The following is an 18,017-nucleotide window of genomic DNA, read 5'->3' as shown; positions in this document are numbered from 1 at the left end:
GTTCAGGCGCTCAGTTCGGTATGGATGCGCACCTCGCCGGTGAGCAGCTTGTGCATCGGGCAGGCGTTGGCGATCTTCAGCAACTGGGCGCGCTGCTCGTCGCTGAGTTCGCCGCCCAGATGGATCAGGCGCTCGATGTCGTTGCCGGCCTCCGGCTTGCCCGCCGGGTTGAGGCGCAACTCCACCCGTACGCCGGTCAGCGGCCACTGGCGGCGTGTCGCCACCATCTTGAGGGTGATCGCCGTGCAGGTGCCGAGGCTGCCGAGAATCAGGCGCTCCGGCGACGGGCCGGCATTACCGCCGCCCACTTCGACGGGCTCGTCGGCGGACCACACGTGGCCCAGATCATCGGACAACTGCACAAGGTAGGGCGTGTCCTGCAGGACGGCTTCGACGCGGGGTGTTCCGGACATGATTCCTCCAAGGAATGACGGCAAGCTGCCGGGTCCTGCTGCGACTCCGCCGCCAGGCGAACGTTCCTCAGCGCGGATGCTCGCCCTTGCGCACCGCGTCGATCATCTGGAAGGCGATGGTGGCCGGGTGCGGCAGCATCGGCAGCGCATCCAGCGGATACCAGCCGATGTCCTCGATCTCGCTCTCCTGGGCCACGACGTCGCCGCCGGCATAATCGGCGAAGAAGCCGAGCATCAGCGAATGGGGGAAAGGCCAGGGCTGGCTGCCGAACCAGCGGATGTTGGCGATCTCGATGCCGGCCTCCTCGCGGATCTCCCGGCGCAGGCAGTCCTCGACGTTCTCGCCGGCCTCGACGAAACCGGCCAGCGCGCTGTAGATGCCCGGCGGGAAATGCGGCGAGCGGGCCAGCAGCAGCTCGTCGCCCTTCAGGATCAGGCCGATGCACACCGGCGAGATGCGCGGATAGGCCTTCGCACCGCAGGCCCGGCATTCCCGCGCCGGCTCGCTGGCGCTGGTGTGCAGCGGACCGCCGCATTCGCCGCAGAAACGGTGCTGCTGCAGCCACGACACCAGTTGGCGGGCACGGGCCAGGGCTTCGTGCAACCCGTCGGGCCAGCGGCCCCACAGCTGGCGGTAATCGCGGGTGGTGAATTCCGGCGGCACGCCCAGGTGGGCCGGCCACAGGCGCAGTTCGCAAGGGATGCCGTCGAGGCTGCCGATGGTGATCGCCTCCAGGCACGGGCCGAGGGAATCCAGCCGCGTCGGGTCCGGCAGTTGAAGATCGGGGTCCAGCAACAAGGACGTTCCGACGAACGGAAAGACCCGCGACGCGATGGCGCCTTCGGCCACCCCAAAGCTCGGCACAAAACCCGACATAAGCAAACTCACCCTAGGCACAGGCCGCCGGCATGCGGCGGCGGAAGACAGGATCTACCCGACGGGGGTAGTAGCGACGGCCTCACAATACGTAATTTTCGGAGGCACGACCAGCCAGTCCTCGAAACGCCGCAGGGCCTGCTGCAGGACTTCCGACCCGACATGCGCGTCCCACGCGGCACGATCGCGATACAACTCGTACAACACGAACGCATTGTCCTGCCCGGCCAGCCGGTGCGCGGCGTAGAAGAGCGTGCCTTCTTCCGGCCCCGCCGCTGCCACGAGGTCGCACAGCAGCGCCTCCAGATCGCCATCGAAAGCCGGTTTGGCCGCCAGTTCCACGATCAGTCCATACATTTGAATGCTCCATGTCCGTAGTAAAGGAGCACTCAGCATGCCGATGCGTCAGATCTGCGTATTGTAGAAATGCGTCCCGGCGCGCGCCCGCTGCAGGTATTCACCGGGCACACAGCCGACCCGCGCACGAAAGTCCCGGTTGAAATGCGCCTGATCGTAATAGCCCCGTTCCATAGCAGCCCCAGCTGGACGCGCCGCCGTATCCAGCACCAGATCGCGGACAACGTGCTGGAAGCGGCACAGGCCCTTCACCTCCCCCGGCGTCTGGCCCGTCACAGCCAGAAAGCGGCGCTCCAGCTGACGACGGCCTAAATGCAGCCGGGCGGCGAGTGCATCGACCGACAGTTCGCCCGCATGGCGGTACAAGAGCGCCATCCCGGCTTCCACCACGGCATCGCACGCATCCCGACGCAGGTTCTCGATCAGGAAACGCTGGATCAAGGCCACCCGTTCGTCGCGCCTCGTTGCGTAGGACAGGCGCCCAAGCAGAGCCCGCCCCTCGGCGCCCCACAGATCGGCAACGGAATGGCTGCCGTCGTGCAGCTCCCGGCCCGGCACGCCGGTGAAACGATGGATCATGCCAATCCGGAAACGCACCGCGATAAAGCCCAGCCCGGACAACGATCTAAGCTGCAGCGACCGGCGACGCTGGCAGAACAGGTGACCAGCCTCTGCCAGCCGGAAGCCACCTGCACCATCGTTCCAGGCAAAGGGCTCGCCGTAGTGGAAATACAGCTCTGCCCCGGTGCCCGGCAGCACGGTCGGTAGAACCACCACTTCGCCGGCCTCCCCTTCCCAACCCCACAAGCGGTCGACAAATGGACGCAGGACAGGCGGCGGACTCAACTGGAAAGTCCGCACCGAATCGACCTCAGGCGTTACGTACGAAGCGCGTCAGGCTGACATCCACCGTCAGATCGAGGGATTCCAGCGCCGCCGCGCGGGCCCGCCCCTCCGCCGTGGCGCGGTACAGGTGCGGCGTCATCGTCAGCAGGTCGGCGATCTGCGCAGCGCTGTCGAGGCGGATAGCGGCGCGCACGCTTTCCACGGCGTGCAACCGGAAACCGTCCGGCGCCTGCGTCTCCGGCGGGCGTGGCGCCTTCAGCGTCGGATAGATGATCTCGCGCAGCTCGCGCAGGTGATCCGGCCCCGCGTCCACCTGCAGCAGTTCGCCACCCGCGCGCAGCACACGGGCGAACTCACCATACACCGGGAAGCCGAACAGGCACAGCAAGCGGTCCACGGTGCCCGCTAGCACCGGCAGGTTGGCATTACTACCGACCACCCAGGCGACCCGCTTGTCGCGCTTGGCGGCGGCCTGCACCGCCCACTTGGAGATGTCGAGACCCAGCACGGCCAGGTTCGCCCCGCCCGCATCGGCCGCAGCCGCCAGCTCGCGCAGGTAGTAGCCTTCACCACAGCCCGCGTCGAGGCAGGCCGTCGGCCGGCCGGCAGGCAGGTCAGCCAGCACTGCGCGGTTCACCGCGTCGGCAATCGGGCGATACACGCCGCTTTCGAGGTAACGCCGACGCGCCGTGACCATCTCCTTGCTGTCACCGGGATCGCGGGAACGCTTCTGCTGCACTGGCAACAGGTTGATGTAACCCTGGCTGGCCAGGTCGAAACTGTGGCCGGCCGCACATCGCCAGGCGGTGCTGCCGGGGAGCAAGGGCCCTCCGTCGAGGGGGCAAGCCAGAGCCTGGAATGGAGAGATCATGGGTGGATTCAGAGGGTCGGATACGCTGTCGACGCGGGCCTGCACAATACCCGAGATCTCAGTCCGCAAAAAACCGGTAGGTGTTGCGCCCCGCGGCCTTCGCGGCGTACATGGCCCGGTCGGCCTTCTTGAGGAGTTCCTGGGCGTCGTCGCTGCCGTTGATGGGGTAGACGGCGATGCCGATGCTGGTGGAGACGTGCAGGGGCGTATCGGCGATCCGGATCGGCTCGCCGATGGCCTGGATGATCTTGTCGGCCACCCGTGCGGCGTCTTCCGCATGGGTGACTTCGGTGAGCACCACGATGAACTCGTCGCCCCCCTGGCGGGCGATGGTGTCACCGCTGCGCACACAAGCCTGCAACCGGTTTGCGACGTGCTTCAGCAGTTCGTCGCCGGCGTCGTGGCCGAGGGTATCGTTGATCTGCTTGAAGTGGTCGAGATCGAGGAACATCACCGCCAACGAGCGTCCGAAGCGCCGCGCCTGGGCCAGGCCGTGATCGAGACGGTCGGACAGCATGCGCCGGTTGGGCAGGCCGGTGAGCACGTCGAAGAAAGCCAATTGCTGGATCCGCGCCTCGTCATTCTTGTGGTCGGTGATGTCTCGGTTGGAAGCCCGGCGGCCAAGGAACTCACCGGATTCGGAAAACACCGGCAGACAGATGTGCTCGATCCAGCGCACTTGTCCATCGGGCAGCAGGATACGGAAGCAGAATTCGCAGGTCTCGTGCCTGTCGATGTGGTGCAGCAGGTGCTCATCGACGATCGCCCGATCGTCGGGATGGGCGATATTGCGCAGAAAGTCGGGGTCGGCCATGAAATCCGCCGCCGGACGACCGGTCACCCGTTCGCAGGACGGCGAACTGAACAGCGGCTGACGGTTCGGCGAAATCCAGGTTTCCCAGTCGTAGGCGAATTTCGAGATGGTCTGGTACTTGGTTTCCGATTCCGCCAGCAAGGTCCAGGCACGCGCCAGTTTCCAGCTGCCCAGCCCGGCCAGCACCAACATCAGTCCGGCGGCGCCGGCGACCCTCAGTCGGATGCGCTGTGCGATGGCATCCCGTTGCTCGCCGGGCCAGTGGGAGACGACTTTCCAGAAATAATCGCCGGCCGGCGGCATTCCCGCGCGGCGCGACTCGGCGGAACCCAGCGGGCGCATGGTCTCCCAGGTCCACACCCCGTCCTGAAGCTCTGTCTGCCCGCGCTCCGCCGCAACGATGGCTTTCCATGCCGCAGGCGCCCGGACACCCATGCTCGCCTCGGCACGCTTGAACATGAAGCCCCATTCGTCGGCCGCTCGAGGGCTTTTCAGCCAGTAGCCCTGCATGTCGACGAGCATGCCACGCCCGCCGGTGGCCTTTGCGAAAGCCTGCAGGATGCCGTTCCCGTAGTAGTTGAGGACCAGCACGCCGCGCCTGCGGCCATCCCCATCGACCACCCGGGTGGCCACGCGGAGCATCGGCTTATAGGGGATCTCGATACGCTCATGCTCGATGTTGAGGTCGAGGGGCGAGATAAACACCTCGCCGACACCGAGACGCAGCGCCTCGCGAAAATAATAGCGTTGCGCCTTGTTCTGAAGCTCGGCTGCCGGCACCGTCACCGGCAGCCCTTGGCGCAGGTCCACACGCACCCGCTCCATGCCGCTTTCGTCGAGCCAGCGGATCTGATCATAAACCTGCTTGGCCCCCGAGAAGGCTGAGAAATCGGCCGCCAGCGAGGCCAGCCGGGCTGCGCTCGGTTCGTGCGCCACCTCGCGCAGGCTGCGCAACCGGGACAGGAACAACAGGTCCCCGGCCACCGGTTCGATATTCCAGGTCGCCGCGCCGACGCCAAGCCTGACCTGGGCCAGCTCCAGTTCGCGCCGGTACGCCAGTTCGCGCTCCACCTCCAGATGGCCATAGACCATCGCGCCCCCGGCCAGCAGCGCCGCGAGGGGAAAGAAGAGACATATGAAGAGCTTCCGAAAACTGATCATGGCGTCGAAGCCCGTTGCGGGTGGCGGATGCGCCCACCCATACGCCGATCCTTTCAAAGGCTGGCGCTATCGGTTTTCCGGCGGCGGTGCGCCTGCTTGGCGGAATACATGCGGCGGTCGGCGACATCGAGCAGTTGTTCGATATCGTCGCTATCGTCCGGCAGGCAGGCGGCGCCGATGCTCACGCTCAGATCGTAAGCCTGGTCCTCGTACCGGAAGGGGCCAGCGACATTGGCATACAGGCGCTGAACGACCGTATCGACGCCGGCCGACGGCTCGACCGGGGCCAGCAGCACAGCGAACTCGTCGCCCCCCAAGCGTGCCACCGTATCCGATTCACGGGACGCGGTCTTGAGCCGCTTGGCCACCTCGCGGAGCGCCGCATCGCCGACCCGATGACCGAAGGTGTCGTTGAGCTGCTTGAGGCCATCCATATCGATCATCAACACGCAGGCGGGCCGCCGCTCGCGCCCCTTACGGGCCGCCACTTTGCGCAGGCGGTCCATGAACAGGGAACGGTTGGCCAGGTTGGTCAGACCGTCGTGCGTGGCCTTCTGGAACAGCTTGTTGCTGTCGAGCTGGGTGGCGAAATGCATCGCTGCCGCCACCACCCCGGACAGCAGGCCGAGCAGGGCTTCGTCCTGCATGCGGAAAGCCCGCGGCTGCTCGGACATGGCCTTCAGAACACCAACCACCTTGTTGTCGAACTTGAGCGGCATGACGATCATCGAGCGGAGGCCAATCTGCCGGCAGGCCGCCTGGTCCACCCGCACATCGTGCTCGGTATCGTCGCTGCGCAGGATGGAGCCGCTTTCCACGCACATTCCCGACAGGCTGTTGGCCTGGCGCAGGCGCAAGCCCAGGTGGGGGCCGGCGATGCCGGACGCCGCGGCATAGACCATATCGTCATCCTGGGCCAGCTCGATCACTGCGCCGTCGGCATCGATCAGGTCCAGCGTACGCTCGACCACCAGCGCCATCACTTCGCCCAGGTCCAGTCCGGCCTTGACGATCTCGGTCTGGATCTCGATGACTTTCAGCAACTGCTCCTGGGACGGCATGCCAGCGGGTCCTTGTTCTTATTTCAAAATTATCAAATTCGCTGCAAAACCATACTGAAGGCCTGGGCAATTGGCAACTCGGCAGATCACGCTGCAGCGCAATCTCTCACGGCACGTTGAAACGCCAAAGAGCGCGGGCGGAAGGATGCTCAACCGTCCGCAGCGATGCGCCCGTCCACCAGCTGGATGGTCCGGTCGCAACGGGCCGCCAGGCGCGGGTCGTGAGTCACGATGAGGCAGGCGCACGCGGTTTGACGGTTGAACTCGCGCAGCAGCGCGAAGATGTCGTCGGCGGTGTGGGTATCGAGGTTACCGGTCGGCTCGTCGGCGAGGATCAGGCGCGGCCGCAATGCCAGCGCACGGGCGATGGCGACGCGCTGCTGCTGGCCGCCGGACAGCTCGGCCGGCTTCTTGTGGGCGTGGGCCTTCAGGCCGACCGCGTCGAGAAGCTGTAGCGCCGTGGCTTCGGCTTCGTCGTCGGGCGCGCCGCGGGCGATGATGGTCGGCATCATCACGTTTTCCAGCGCGCTGAAGGCCGGCAGCAGGTGGTGGAACTGGAACACGAAGCCGATGCTGCGCCCGCGCAGCGCGGTGATCTCGGCTTCCGACAGGGCCGCCGTGTCGCGCCCGCCGATGGACAGTCGCCCGCCAGTGGGGCGTTCGAGCAGGCCGATGATGTTGAGCAGGGTGCTCTTGCCGGAGCCGGACGGACCGATCAGGGCAGCGAACTCGCCCTGTGCCAGGCTCAGGTCGATGCCGTGCAGCACCTCGGCTTCCACCGGCGTACCGACGTTGTAGGCCTTGGTCAGGCCGGCGAGCTCGATGACCGCGTCGCTCATGACCGGATCGCCTGCACCGGGTCCATCTTCGCCGCGCGACGCGCCGGGATCAGCGCCGAGGCGAGGCCGACACCGGTCGCCACCAGCGCCGCCAGCACAATGAAGCGCGGCTCCAGCTCGGCGGCGAACAACGGACTGCCGTCGGCGTTGCGATAGATCGCCGAGAACATGTTGAGCAGCCCGAAGGCCAGCAGGCTGCCGAGGATCGAGCCAACCGCCCCGACCAGCGCCCCCTGGATCAGGAAGACCTGCAGGATCATCGCGCGGCTGGCGCCCATCGCGCGCAGGATGCCGATTTCCTTCTGCTTCTGGACCACGCTCACCACCAGCACGCTGGCGATGCCGAGGGCCACGATGACAATCACGAAGCTGCGGATCAGGTTGTTGGAGACGGTCTGGTTGCGCAGCGCGGCGAGCAGCTGCGCATTGGTCTGCATCCAGCTATCCACGGTGAGGCCGGTGGCGCCCTGCAGGCGGGTGGCGATGGCCTGGGCGTCGAAGATGTCGGCCACCGTCAGGTCCAGGTTGGACACCCCGCCCGGCAGATCAAGCAGGCTCTGGCCCAGCGGCAGCGTCACGAAGACCCAACGGCGGTTGAGGTCCTTGTTACCGATGTCGAAGATGCCGCCCACCTGCAGCAGCTCGTCGCGCCCGTTGGGCAGCGCCACGCGCAGCTTGTCCTCCAGGCGGATGCCCAGATCCTTGGCCAGCTCGGAGCCGATCACCGCGCGGGTGCCGTCCACCGCGAAGCGGCCGGCGACCATGTATTCCTCCATGCGCACGATGCGCCGGTAGCGCTCGGCATCGATACCCATCAGCGCGACGGACTTGTTGGCCTGGCCACGCACGGCGAAGGCCGGCCCGGTCACCGTCGGTGACACCGCGGTGACGCCGGGCATGGCGGCGGCCAGGCGGGCGACGTTCTCCCACTGGTCGACGGAGCGCAGGCGCTGCGCACGGGGCTCGATGACCACCGCCGAAGCCGGATCGTCGAAGGCGCGGCGGTTGGCCTCTTCCAGCGGACGGATCACCACATGCGGCTGGGTGCCGAGCACCCGGTCCACGATCTGCGCCTGCAGCTGGGTGATCAGCTGGGTCAGGAAGACGATCACCGCCACCCCGCCGGTGGTGCCGGCGAGGATCAGCAGGGTCTGCATGCGCCCCTCACGCAGGAAGCGCAGCGCGACCAGTGGCGCAAAAGGCACGCGCAGCTTCAACGCATCATGCCCTGCGGAACCTGCACGCCGCCGATCTTGGGCTTCTTTGCCTCGCGGATGCGCAGTTGGTCGCCTTCCAGCGCGCCGGAGGCCGGCAGCACGGCCAGGTCGCCTTCGGCAAGACCCTTGAGGATTTCCACCTGGCCGATGCCGCTGAGGCCAAGTTGCACGTCGGCACGCACCGCCACGCCGTCCTTGGCCAGCAGCACCCACGGCTTGCCGCTGTCGAGGTCGCGCACCGCCTCGGTCGGCAGCACCAGGGTCGCGTCCCGGCGGCCGGTAACGGTTTCCACCGACACGGTCATGTCGGGGCGCAGGAAATCCGGTGGCGCCGGCACGCGGAAGCGGATCTCGACGGTGCCGCGCTGGGGGTCCACCGCCGGTGCCAGGTAATACAAGGCCGCGTCGAAGGGCCGCGCCGGATAGGCATCGGCAACGCCACGGGCCTGCTGGCCGGGTTGCAGCAGACGCAGGTTCTTCTCGTCCACCGTCGCGTAGACGCGGGTTTCGCCGCTGTCGGCCAGTTCCAGCAACACCTTGCCGGCCGCGGCCACGTCGCCGGGCTCGGCCTTGCGGCTGAGCACCACGCCCGTCGACGGCGCGGTGAGGGTCAGCAGCGCAGCCCGCGCGCGGGCGTTGGCGAGTTGGGCGCGGGCCTGGGCGACGCGCGCCTCGGCGGCCACCTTCTCGGTGCCGCCGGACTGCTGGGCGGCCAGCTGGGCTCGCGCCGCAGCCACCGCGGATTCCGCATTGGCGGCGTTGCGCAGCGCGTCGTCGGCCTTCGATTGGGCGTAGAAACCACGCCCCACCAGCTGGCGCGCACGCTCCGCCTCGGCACGGGCCACCGTCAGGTTGGCTTCGGCCTGGGCCAGTTGCTGGGCAGCCACCGGGCGGCCGAGGGCTTCGATCTGGGTCAGGCGTGCTTCAGCCTCGGCCACTGCCGCCACAGCCTGGCCGATCAACGCCTCGGCGTCGTCGGCACGCAGGCGGGCCAGCACCTGGCCGGCCTTGACCTTGTCACCCTCGCGCACGGTCACTTCCAGTACCGTGGCAGCCAGTGGGCTGCCGATGGAAATCCGCGCCGGCGTGACGATTCGGCCGGTCGCCACCACCGACTGGGTCAACGGCGCCTTACGCACCGCCGCCACGTCCACCTCGCGCCCCTTCGGCCACAGCAGCACAGCCGCAACCGCGCCGGCCGCGGCCAGCGCCAGGATCAACCCGCGGCGCGTCACGCCGGTTCGGCCAGGAGTTTGTCGAGGAGGGCGTGGAGCTTGGCAAAGTCCGGCTCGCCGAGGTACTTCTGGACGACCCGGCCCTGCTTGTCGAGCAGGAAGGTGGTCGGTGTCAGGCGCACCTCCTCGAAGCCCTTGGCGGCCTTGCCGCCGCTGTCGAGGGCCACGGTGAAGGGCAGGCCGTTCTTCTGCGCGTAGTTGCGCACGTATTCGGGCGGGTCATAGTCCATCGCGATGGCCACGGTCTCGAACCCCTTCGGTGCGAACTTGTTATACGTTTCGATGAGCTTGGGCATTTCAGCCACGCAGGTGGTGCAGGTGGTGGCCCAGAAATTGACCAGCACCACCTTGCCCTTCAGGGACGACAGCTGGCGGGTCTGGCCGTCGAGGGTCGTGAAGCTCACGTCGGGCGCTGCCGCCGGCTGACTGCAGCCATGCAGGAAGGCCAGGATCAGGACGGGCGCGACAAGACGCGTGATAGCCTTTAATAACATCGTGTTCAACCGGAAAAGAAGGAGGTATGCCGTGCGTGCGATTTTGAGAGCTTTGCTGTTGCTTGTCATCTGTAGCCAGGCCTGGGCCCTGGGTCTGTCCGATCTGACCGACAAGGATGCGTCGGGCGGCCTGAAGGACGCCCTCGTCCAGGGAGCCGGCAAGGCGGTTGGACAACTGGGTGCGGACGGAGGTTTCCTCAACAATCCGAAAGTGAAGATCGGCCTGCCCGACAGCATCGCACCGCTGGAAGGCGTACTGCGCACAATGGGCCGCGGCAAGGACGTGGACGCGCTGATCGCCACGATGAACAAGGCCGCCGAGCAGGCCGTGCCGAAGGCCAAGGTCCTGCTGGTGGACGCGGTGAAGAAGATGAGCGTCGAGGACGCCAAGAAGATCCTCACCGGCGGCGACGACTCGGCCACCCAGTATTTCAAGGAAAAGACCTCCGTCCAGCTCGCCGAATCCTTTCTGCCGACGGTGAAGGAAACCACCGACAAGCTGGCCCTGGCCGCGCAGTACAACAAGCTGGCCAGCAAGGCCGGCCAGTTCGGACTGGTCAAGGGCGACGACCTGAAGATCGAGAACTACGTGACCCGCAAGGCCCTCGACGGCCTCTACCTGATGATCGCCGAGGAAGAGAAGGCGATCCGCAAGGACCCGGTCGGCGCCGCCACCGGCCTGGCGAAGAAGGTTTTCGGGGCGCTGGGCCAGTAAGCCGGCGCCCGCCTCAGAAGCGGAAGCCCACCGTCAGGCGGGTGGCGTTCAGGTCGCTGAAGTTCTGCCACGGCTCGTAGGCCAGGTGCAGGAACCAGGTCGGGAAGTCATAGCCGAGACTGAGGCCCCAGCCTTCCACCGGGCCGCTGTCGGCGATGCCGGTCTTGCGCAGCACGTCGACGGTGACCCGCTGCCCGTTGCCCACCGGCCAGCGCGCCACCGCATGGACGTGCTGCTGGTGGGTACCCAGGCGGTCGTCGCGGATCGCCATCAGGTAGTAGGTGCGGCCGCTGTCGTCCCGATAGCCGGCGGCCAGCGACAACGCGTCGTTGGGGTCGAAGTTGAGATTGAAATAGGGCTTGGTGTTGGTCCGCCCGATGCCGACCTGTACGAACCACGGCTCACCCAGCTCGACGCTGAAGCTGCCGCCCCAGAAACCGCCCGAAGCCCATTGCAGGGACGGCTGCAGCGCCAGCGTCGAGCCCTCGAAAGGCTGCCAGCTGGTATCCACGCCGGCCCGCCCCTGGCTACCGAAATCCCGGTCGCGGTAAGCGCCCAGCCACGCCGACGAGTCGCCGCGGCGGTAGCGCAGGTTCACGTCCTGCCCACCGAAGCTACCGCCATAACGGTATTCGCCAAAGCTCAGCTTGAAGGGCCGCTCAGCTGCGGTGGCCTGCACCGCGGCCGCGTCGCCGGGCAGGCGGGCTTCGTCGGATGCCTGGGCGGCAAGGCTCGCCATCACACCGACGGCAAGGACAAGGAGACTCTGGACACGCATCACGGGCAGTCGTCGCAAAAAACACACAGCCGATCATAGCGGACGCAGTTCACAACCGTGATCAACTGACTGGAACCGAAAGCCCGCCGCACACTCTGCGTCATTAAGGAGGCCGGCAGAGCGTCCTGCCCCGGCCCTTCGGAGGAGGAAGACAAAGTGAACAACGTTTCGCACATCCCGTCCTACCTGTCGGCCGAACATCTCGGCCCGTGGGAGACCTTCCTGGTGCAGGTGGACCGGGTCGAACCGCACCTGAGCCCCGACTTGCGCAAGCTGACCCCGATCCTCACCCGCCCGATGCGGGCCTTGATCGTCAATGTGCCGATCCGCCTCGACAACGGCGAGATGGGGCACTTCGAGGGTTACCGGGTCCAGCACAACCTGGCCCGCGGGCCGGGCAAGGGCGGCATCCGCTTCCACCCGGACGTGACGCTCGCCGAGGTGATGGCCCTGTCGGCGTGGATGACCGTCAAGAACGCCGTGGTGAACGTGCCCTTCGGCGGCGCCAAGGGCGGCGTGCGGGTCGATCCGCGGCAGCTGTCCATCGCCGAACTGGAACGCCTGACCCGCCGCTACACCAGCGAGATCCACATCCTGCTCGGCCAGGACAAGGACGTGCCGGCCCCGGACATCAACACCAACGAGCAGACCATGGCGTGGATCATGGACACCTACTCGATGAACGAGGGCCGCACCGCGATGAGCGTGGTCACCGGCAAGCCGATCAGCCTGGGCGGCAGCCTGGGCCGCAAGGACGCCACCGGCCGCGGGGTCTTCGTCGCCACCGTCGAGGCGGCGCGACACATCAGCCTGGAGCTGAGCGGCGCGCGGGTCGCGGTGCAGGGCTTCGGCAATGTCGGCGAAGCGGCGGCACGCCTGTTCTCCAACGCCGGCGCGAAGATCGTCGCGATCCAGGACAGCACCGGCGCCATCGTCAATCCGGCCGGCCTCGACGTGCGGGCAGTGAAGGCCTGGCGCCACGAGCATGGCACGCTGCAGGGCGCGCCGGGCGCCGAATCGGTGTCCACCGACGACTTCTGGCAGATGGAGACCGACGTGCTGATTGCCGCGGCGATGGAGAATCAGATCACCGCCGCCAACGCCGGCCACATCCGTACCCGCATCATCACCGAGGGCGCCAACGGCCCGACTACGCCGGAGGCCGACCTGATCCTGCAGGAGCGCGGCATCACGGTGATCCCCGACGTGCTCGCCAACGCCGGCGGCGTGACGGTGAGTTACTTCGAGTGGGTGCAGGACATCAGCGCCTTCTTCTGGACCGAGGACGAGATCAACGCCCGCCTCGACCGCATCATGCGCGAAGCCTTCGCAGCGGTCTGGGACTCGGCCCAGGCCAAAGGCATCCCGCTGCGCACCGCCGCCTTCGTGCTCGGCTGCGAACGCGTGCTGCTGGCCCACAAGGTGCGCGGGCTGTATCCGTAACGGCGTGGCCACTCAGTGGCTATTGCCCCGGCAAACGGGCGCAACAAACCAATCGGAAACAGGGCGAAATCCGGAAGCGGAATTCGCCCTGTAATCAATCAGCGGGAATCAGGCACCCGCCGGCTTCGCCAAAGCCGTATCGAAAGTCCGGCCGAGCTGCAGCGCATCGGCAATCACATCGACGAAAAAGGCGATGATTTTCTCCTCGATATGTTCGGGAATGAGCGGGACATTGATGTGGGCATTCAGCGTCTTGACCAGACGTGCCTTCAACACGCTGAAATCACCGCTGGGAAGCCCTTGGTTGAAGTCGTTGATATAGGCCAGCACACCGGACGGCAGGATCTTCGCCAGGGCCGCATCGAGCCGCGACACCAGCCAGCTGATCAAGGGTCCGTCGATCAGATCGAAGGGGCCGGTCGGAATCAACGCATCAATCTTCTCGGCCAATAACGCAAGCTGCTGCTCGCTCAGCACATGTGCCGGCGGCGCGTTGCGGGCTGCCGCCACCGACTGCTGCTGCGCCTGCAGGCGCGCCGTCCAGTCCAACCCCAGCGCAGCAGCCGTTTCGCGGCCGACGATGCCGTCCACGTCCAGGTGCCGTTCCTGCTGGAACTTCTTCACCGCGTCCTCGGTGATCCGGCCGAACCTGCCGTCCTCGTTTGGCGTTCCGGCAGTCTCGTTCCCAAGCACCCCGCGTTCGATCAACGCAGCCTGCAGTTGTTTGACGTCATCTCCACTGTCTCCCCGCTTGAGCACGAAATAGGCCATTTGGATTTCCTCCGATAAATATGCCAAGTCAAATAAGAGGTACTGCAAAGGCATACTAGGACAGGAAATCCGGTCTCGACAGGTAAAGCCAAATGGTATTTTCAGCTATGGATCCATGAAAAATAGCGGGTATTACAACTCGTTTTCATGGGTAGGCCCAAAACGGAAATAAGGCACCACAGGGGACCGGGAATTACCACCGGAATCCACCGGTCAATAGGGCGAACCGTCCTTGTGCACGAAGACCCAGCGGCCGTCCTCGCGGAGGGCCTGGAGGTCGTCGTCCGGGTAGCTGACGGCATCGCCCTCGCTGCGGTCGCCAACCTCCAGATATACAGCCTCCTCCCCGCTGAGGTTCACCAGGCAGTGCGCATCGCCGGAGCCGGCCCGGAAGCCGGCACACATGCCCGGCTCGAGGCGGGTTTCGCCGTGGTCGGTGCGCAGTGTCGGCGTGCCGCTCAGCACGTAGATGAACTCGTCCTGCCGGCTATGGGCGTGGCGCAGCGCGGACACCGCACCGGGGGCCATGCGCACCAGGTTGACGCCGAAATTGCCGAGGCCGAAGAGGTCGCCGAGGGGGCTTTTCTCGCGGCCGTTCATGCGCGACGCGAAGGGTTCCGGATAGGCGGACGGTCGGCGACGGGGTTCGGCGTCGGCGGCGCGGATGGCGATAGGAAACCTGGTTTCGCTCATTGAAGGGTTCTCCTGGACACACGGGTGATAAGGAAACGGAAATCAGCAGGCCGGCAATGACTCAAGCAGGTGCGGCAAATGCGGGAAGCAGCCGACGCGCCATGTTCCAGGCCCGCCCCGCGGCCTCTGCATCGCCACTCACCAAGGCCACGCCGATCGCCCCGTCGAGCAGCAGGTTGAAGTCGGCGGCCAGTACCGGAGCCTCGCCGGCGCCGGTCAGCGGCTCCAGCAACCCGACGAGGTAGGTTTCGACGGCCCGCTTGTGCTCGCGGGCCAACAGCTGCAACTCGGCCACCTCCCCATGGAACTCCGCGGCGACGTTGAGGAACATGCAGCCGGCGAAACCCGGTTCTTCAAACCACTGGCGATGCCAGGCGAACACCGCCGCCAGACGATCCAGCGGTGCCGATTGACGGTCGACGAAAGCCGCCAGGCTGGCGCGGAAACGCCGGTCGCGCTCGCGCAGCACCTCGGCGATCAGCGCATTCTTCGACGGGAAATGAGCGTACAGGGTCTTCTTTGCAACCCCGGCCTCGGCCAGCACCCGGTCGATGCCGACCGCGTGATAGCCACCGGTCGCGAACAGGCGCAGGGCCGTGTCGACCAGATGGGCGCGCTTGTCGGCGCGGGGCGCGAGCTGCGATGGCATTGGAGTGGGCATGGGCTTCACGTTACCTGCTGCCGCAGGGCTTGCAAAGCCGACGGCGAAGGCTGATAGTAGACAGATCTGTCTACTATACTGGAGAACATCAAATGCCTGCCTTCCTTCAACGCTTGCGCGGCACCGGTAGCGCCCTGCCCCCGATGCCTTCGGTCCAATCCATCGCCCTGGCCGGGCTCGGCGGCTTCCTCGCCATCGCGGTGGTAGCCGGCCTCGCCGAACAGGCCTCGCTGGCCCTGCTGCTGGGCTCCTTCGGCGCCTCCTGCGTGCTGGTCTTCGGCTTTCCGGAAGTGCCCTTCTCCCAGCCGCGCAACGTAGTCCTCGGCCACACCCTGAGCAGCTTCGTCGGGCTGGCCTGCCTGGCCGCCTTCGGCCCGCACTGGTGGGCTGCCGCGCTGGCGGTGGCACTGGCGATCATGGGCATGATGGCGCTACGCTGCGTCCATCCGCCGGCCGGCTCCAACCCGGTGATCGTCTTCCTCACCGCACCGGGCTGGTCCTTCCTGCTCACCCCGACCCTCACCGGCGCCCTGCTGCTGGTGGCCGTCGCGCTGGTGTACAACAACCTGCGCGGTGCGAAGCACTATCCCCAGTACTGGTGACGCCGACTTCCTGTTGAGCAGCGCCTGTGGGGGCGAATTCATTCACCCCCACGGCAAACCGGCCTGCGATGAGCCAGCCACATAGGCCAGGACGGATTCGCCTGGGCTGTTACACTTTCGCGCCATTTTCCGCTGGTGCCCACGCCGGGCCACAGCGTCGACGAAGAGGACAGCAGCGGCATGCAGACGCCCACCCCCAGCCAGCACCCACCGGAAGAAGACGCGCAGGTCACCGCCTTCGTCGATTGCAGCACCATGCGCCTCGGCGACCGCATGGCCTGCGCCTGGATGGCCCAATTGCGCCACCGGCAAAGCGGTGAGCGCTTCGCGCTGATCGACCGCCACCCGGTTCTGGCCAGGGACTTCCCGCTGCCGCGCTATTTCGGCGAAACCTTCGTGGACTGGAGCGAGGCGCAGATCGCCGCCGCCGCGCTGCCCGAGTGGAACATGGGCAACCTGTGGCTGACCGTCACCAATGCCTTCGCCGCCCATCCCCAGGCCGGCCATTTCGAAACGCTGCCTCCCGCCATCGCCGCCCAGGCGCGGGAACTGGCTGCCTCGACGCCGGCCGGTCGGCCACGGATCCTCATCCACGTCCTCGACGACGCCCCCTACAACCTGGCCCGGCGCTGGCGCCGCAAGGATGCCGACGCCCTGTGCGACGAACTGCGCCAGCTCGGCGCCGAGGTCATCGTGCTCAACCCCGCCTCGGCCCAGTTCATCGGCAGCTTCGAGCGCATGCTGGCCGAAATGCTGGCCGCCGACCTTTTCATCGGCGGCGATACCGGCCCCAGCCACGTGTTCGCACTGTTGTGCGCCGACCGGCCACAGCTCGCCGTCTATCCGTCCATGCTGCGCGATCAGCGGAACTTTGCCGCCGAGCAGGCCAGCCTGGGGCTCGCCCTGCCGTGGAACAGCCTGCCCAAGCGCCCCACGCTGCGGGTCATCGAGATGAAGCGCCGCCGGACCCTGATCTGGCGCGGCTGGCAGCCCCTGCTGCGCCGGGCCGGTTTCTTCGACGGCCGCGACATCGCCCACCAGGCAATGGCCGAACTGGCCGCCCACACGAAAGGCTGACGACAGCCCATTGTCACAGCGGCGTGACATTGGGCCGTTAGGCTCGCCGGCTGGTCTTTCTGCATACCCGCCGTGCTGCCTACCGACGCCTCCTATGGCTCCGACCGCTCGGGGCTGATCTCCGGTTTCCTGTTCCGCCCCGGCGCTGCCGGCGAAGCCCTCGACACGGCGCGGGCCACCCGCTGGCTGAGCGGCGCCGAGGTGGCCCATGACGGGGCCTTCGCGTGGCTGCACTTCAACCTCGCCAACGCCGCCACCGAGCGCTGGCTGCAGGAACACCTGGGCGAGGTGGACGCCTTCTTCGACGCGCTGCACGAGGGCTCCCGCTCGACGCGCATCGAGTACGCCCACGACGCGCTGATCGCGGTGGTGAACGACGTGCTCTACGAATTCGACTTCGAGCCGTCACAGCTCGCCACCCTGTGGCTGTACCTGGACGAACGGACGGTGATCAGCGCCCGCCTGCAGCCGCTGCGCACCATCGACCGCCTGCGCGAGGCAGTACGCCAGGGGGAGACCTTCGACTCCACGGTGGCCATGCTGACCCACCTGCTGCGCGACCAGGCCGACGTGCTGGTGCAGATCGTGCGCACCGCCACCGACCAGGTGGACGACGTGGAAGACACCATGCTTGCCGAACGCGGGCAGCGCAGCCGCGCCCGGCTGGGTTCGCTGCGCCGCGTGCTGGTGCGCCTGCGCCGCCTGTTGGCGCCGGAGCCGGGCGCCCTGTTCCGCCTGCTCAACCAGCCACCGCGCTGGATCGCCGCCGATGACCTGCAGGACCTGCGCCATTCGACCGAGGAATTCTCGGCCGTGCTGGCCGACATGAGCGCGCTGCAGGAACGCATCAAGCTGCTGCAGGAAGAAGTCGCGGCGCGGGTCACCGAGGAAACCAACCGCAGCGTGTTCGTGCTGACGATGGTCACCGTGCTGGCGCTGCCGATCAACATGATCGCCGGCCTGCTCGGCATGAACGTCGGCGGCATTCCGCTGGCCGACCATCCGGAAGGCTTCTGGATCGTCGTGGCGATCATCGCCAGCTTCACCGTCGGCGCCGCCTGGTGGGCCTTCCGGCAGAACGACGAATAGCCC

20 protein-coding genes are annotated in these 18,017 nt (G+C 66.8%); 5 read left to right on the top strand and 15 right to left on the bottom strand.

Translation table 11 applies throughout. The features are described 5' to 3' along the window. Positions 1 to 2 precede the first annotated feature (2 nt). The 11 genes from B4920_RS10830 to B4920_RS10780 all read right to left on the bottom strand — a co-directional run bounded on the left by B4920_RS10830 (position 3) and on the right by B4920_RS10780 (position 10,185). Positions 3 to 413 carry an OsmC family protein gene (locus B4920_RS10830; RefSeq protein WP_079434679.1) on the bottom strand — a complete coding sequence of 137 codons (411 nt, stop codon included), beginning with the start codon at positions 411 to 413 and terminating at the stop codon, positions 3 to 5. 67 nt (positions 414 to 480) lie between these two features. Then, positions 481 to 1,290, bottom strand: a complete 810-nt coding sequence (gene nudC, locus B4920_RS10825; RefSeq protein WP_079434678.1) for an NAD(+) diphosphatase — start codon at positions 1,288 to 1,290, stop codon at positions 481 to 483. Positions 1,291 to 1,344: 54 nt separating this feature from the next. Then, positions 1,345 to 1,647, bottom strand: coding sequence for a putative quinol monooxygenase (locus B4920_RS10820; RefSeq protein ID WP_088179444.1), 303 nt, complete (start codon positions 1,645 to 1,647; stop codon positions 1,345 to 1,347). A gap of 48 nt (positions 1,648 to 1,695) precedes the next feature. Next, positions 1,696 to 2,493, bottom strand: coding sequence for an AraC family transcriptional regulator (locus B4920_RS10815; RefSeq protein WP_139379489.1), 798 nt, complete (start codon positions 2,491 to 2,493; stop codon positions 1,696 to 1,698). 25 nt (positions 2,494 to 2,518) lie between these two features. Beyond that, on the bottom strand, positions 2,519 to 3,364 hold the full coding sequence (locus B4920_RS10810; protein ID WP_079434675.1) for a putative RNA methyltransferase: 846 nt from the start codon (positions 3,362 to 3,364) through the stop codon (positions 2,519 to 2,521). A gap of 58 nt (positions 3,365 to 3,422) precedes the next feature. Continuing rightward, positions 3,423 to 5,339: a diguanylate cyclase gene (locus B4920_RS10805; RefSeq protein WP_079434674.1), complete on the bottom strand. Its 1,917-nt coding sequence runs from the start codon at positions 5,337 to 5,339 to the stop codon at positions 3,423 to 3,425. Positions 5,340 to 5,392: 53 nt separating this feature from the next. Beyond that, on the bottom strand, positions 5,393 to 6,400 hold the full coding sequence (locus B4920_RS10800) for a sensor domain-containing diguanylate cyclase (protein WP_079434673.1): 1,008 nt from the start codon (positions 6,398 to 6,400) through the stop codon (positions 5,393 to 5,395). Positions 6,401 to 6,549: 149 nt separating this feature from the next. Beyond that, positions 6,550 to 7,239, bottom strand: coding sequence for an ABC transporter ATP-binding protein (locus tag B4920_RS10795; protein ID WP_079434672.1), 690 nt, complete (start codon positions 7,237 to 7,239; stop codon positions 6,550 to 6,552). Continuing rightward, on the bottom strand, positions 7,236 to 8,444 hold the full coding sequence (locus B4920_RS10790; RefSeq protein ID WP_254050906.1) for an ABC transporter permease: 1,209 nt from the start codon (positions 8,442 to 8,444) through the stop codon (positions 7,236 to 7,238). Before B4920_RS10790 ends, B4920_RS10795 begins: the two co-directional genes overlap by 4 nt. An 8-nt stretch (positions 8,445 to 8,452) precedes the next feature. After that, complete coding sequence (locus B4920_RS10785) at positions 8,453 to 9,691, bottom strand: efflux RND transporter periplasmic adaptor subunit (RefSeq protein ID WP_079434671.1); 1,239 nt, start codon at positions 9,689 to 9,691, stop codon at positions 8,453 to 8,455. Further along, on the bottom strand, positions 9,688 to 10,185 hold the full coding sequence (locus B4920_RS10780; protein ID WP_079434670.1) for a peroxiredoxin: 498 nt from the start codon (positions 10,183 to 10,185) through the stop codon (positions 9,688 to 9,690). Before B4920_RS10780 ends, B4920_RS10785 begins: the two co-directional genes overlap by 4 nt. A gap of 58 nt (positions 10,186 to 10,243) precedes the next feature. Here B4920_RS10780 and B4920_RS10775 point away from each other — a divergent pair, with 58 nt between their 5' ends. Then, positions 10,244 to 10,900, top strand: a complete 657-nt coding sequence (locus B4920_RS10775; RefSeq protein ID WP_368664716.1) for a DUF4197 domain-containing protein — start codon at positions 10,244 to 10,246, stop codon at positions 10,898 to 10,900. Positions 10,901 to 10,913: 13 nt separating this feature from the next. On the opposite strand, the gene B4920_RS10770 is transcribed toward B4920_RS10775, so the two are convergent. Further along, on the bottom strand, positions 10,914 to 11,678 hold the full coding sequence (locus B4920_RS10770) for a hypothetical protein (RefSeq protein WP_139379488.1): 765 nt from the start codon (positions 11,676 to 11,678) through the stop codon (positions 10,914 to 10,916). A gap of 156 nt (positions 11,679 to 11,834) precedes the next feature. Between B4920_RS10770 and B4920_RS10765 the strand changes: the two genes are divergently transcribed. Then, positions 11,835 to 13,121: a Glu/Leu/Phe/Val dehydrogenase gene (locus B4920_RS10765; RefSeq protein ID WP_079434667.1), complete on the top strand. Its 1,287-nt coding sequence runs from the start codon at positions 11,835 to 11,837 to the stop codon at positions 13,119 to 13,121. A gap of 108 nt (positions 13,122 to 13,229) precedes the next feature. On the opposite strand, the gene B4920_RS10760 is transcribed toward B4920_RS10765, so the two are convergent. From B4920_RS10760 to B4920_RS10750, 3 genes are all read right to left on the bottom strand, one after another. Then, on the bottom strand, positions 13,230 to 13,892 hold the full coding sequence (locus B4920_RS10760; RefSeq protein WP_161493280.1) for a peptidoglycan-binding protein: 663 nt from the start codon (positions 13,890 to 13,892) through the stop codon (positions 13,230 to 13,232). Positions 13,893 to 14,105: 213 nt separating this feature from the next. Beyond that, complete coding sequence (locus B4920_RS10755) at positions 14,106 to 14,585, bottom strand: cupin domain-containing protein (protein ID WP_079434665.1); 480 nt, start codon at positions 14,583 to 14,585, stop codon at positions 14,106 to 14,108. A 61-nt stretch (positions 14,586 to 14,646) separates the two neighbouring features. Next, positions 14,647 to 15,246 (bottom strand): TetR/AcrR family transcriptional regulator, encoded by a 600-nt coding sequence (locus tag B4920_RS10750; RefSeq protein ID WP_216819829.1) that lies wholly within the window; start codon positions 15,244 to 15,246, stop codon positions 14,647 to 14,649. A 92-nt stretch (positions 15,247 to 15,338) separates the two neighbouring features. Between B4920_RS10750 and B4920_RS10745 the strand changes: the two genes are divergently transcribed. The 3 genes from B4920_RS10745 (at position 15,339) to B4920_RS10735 (ending at position 18,014) form a co-directional block, all read left to right on the top strand. Next, entirely contained in the window at positions 15,339 to 15,848 is a 510-nt protein-coding gene (locus B4920_RS10745) for an HPP family protein (protein ID WP_079434663.1), read from the top strand. Between the two features lie 180 nt (positions 15,849 to 16,028). After that, entirely contained in the window at positions 16,029 to 16,925 is an 897-nt protein-coding gene (locus tag B4920_RS10740; RefSeq protein WP_079434662.1) for a hypothetical protein, read from the top strand. Positions 16,926 to 16,997: 72 nt separating this feature from the next. Further along, on the top strand, positions 16,998 to 18,014 hold the full coding sequence (locus B4920_RS10735; RefSeq protein ID WP_088179443.1) for a transporter: 1,017 nt from the start codon (positions 16,998 to 17,000) through the stop codon (positions 18,012 to 18,014). Positions 18,015 to 18,017: the final 3 nt, after the last annotated feature.

Source organism: Zoogloea sp. LCSB751, from assembly GCF_002028455.1.
Taxonomy (GTDB): Bacteria; Pseudomonadota; Gammaproteobacteria; order Burkholderiales; family Rhodocyclaceae; genus Zoogloea.
Note: the sequence above shows the minus strand (reverse complement) of the source record. Positions and strands in the feature narration are given on the sequence as shown.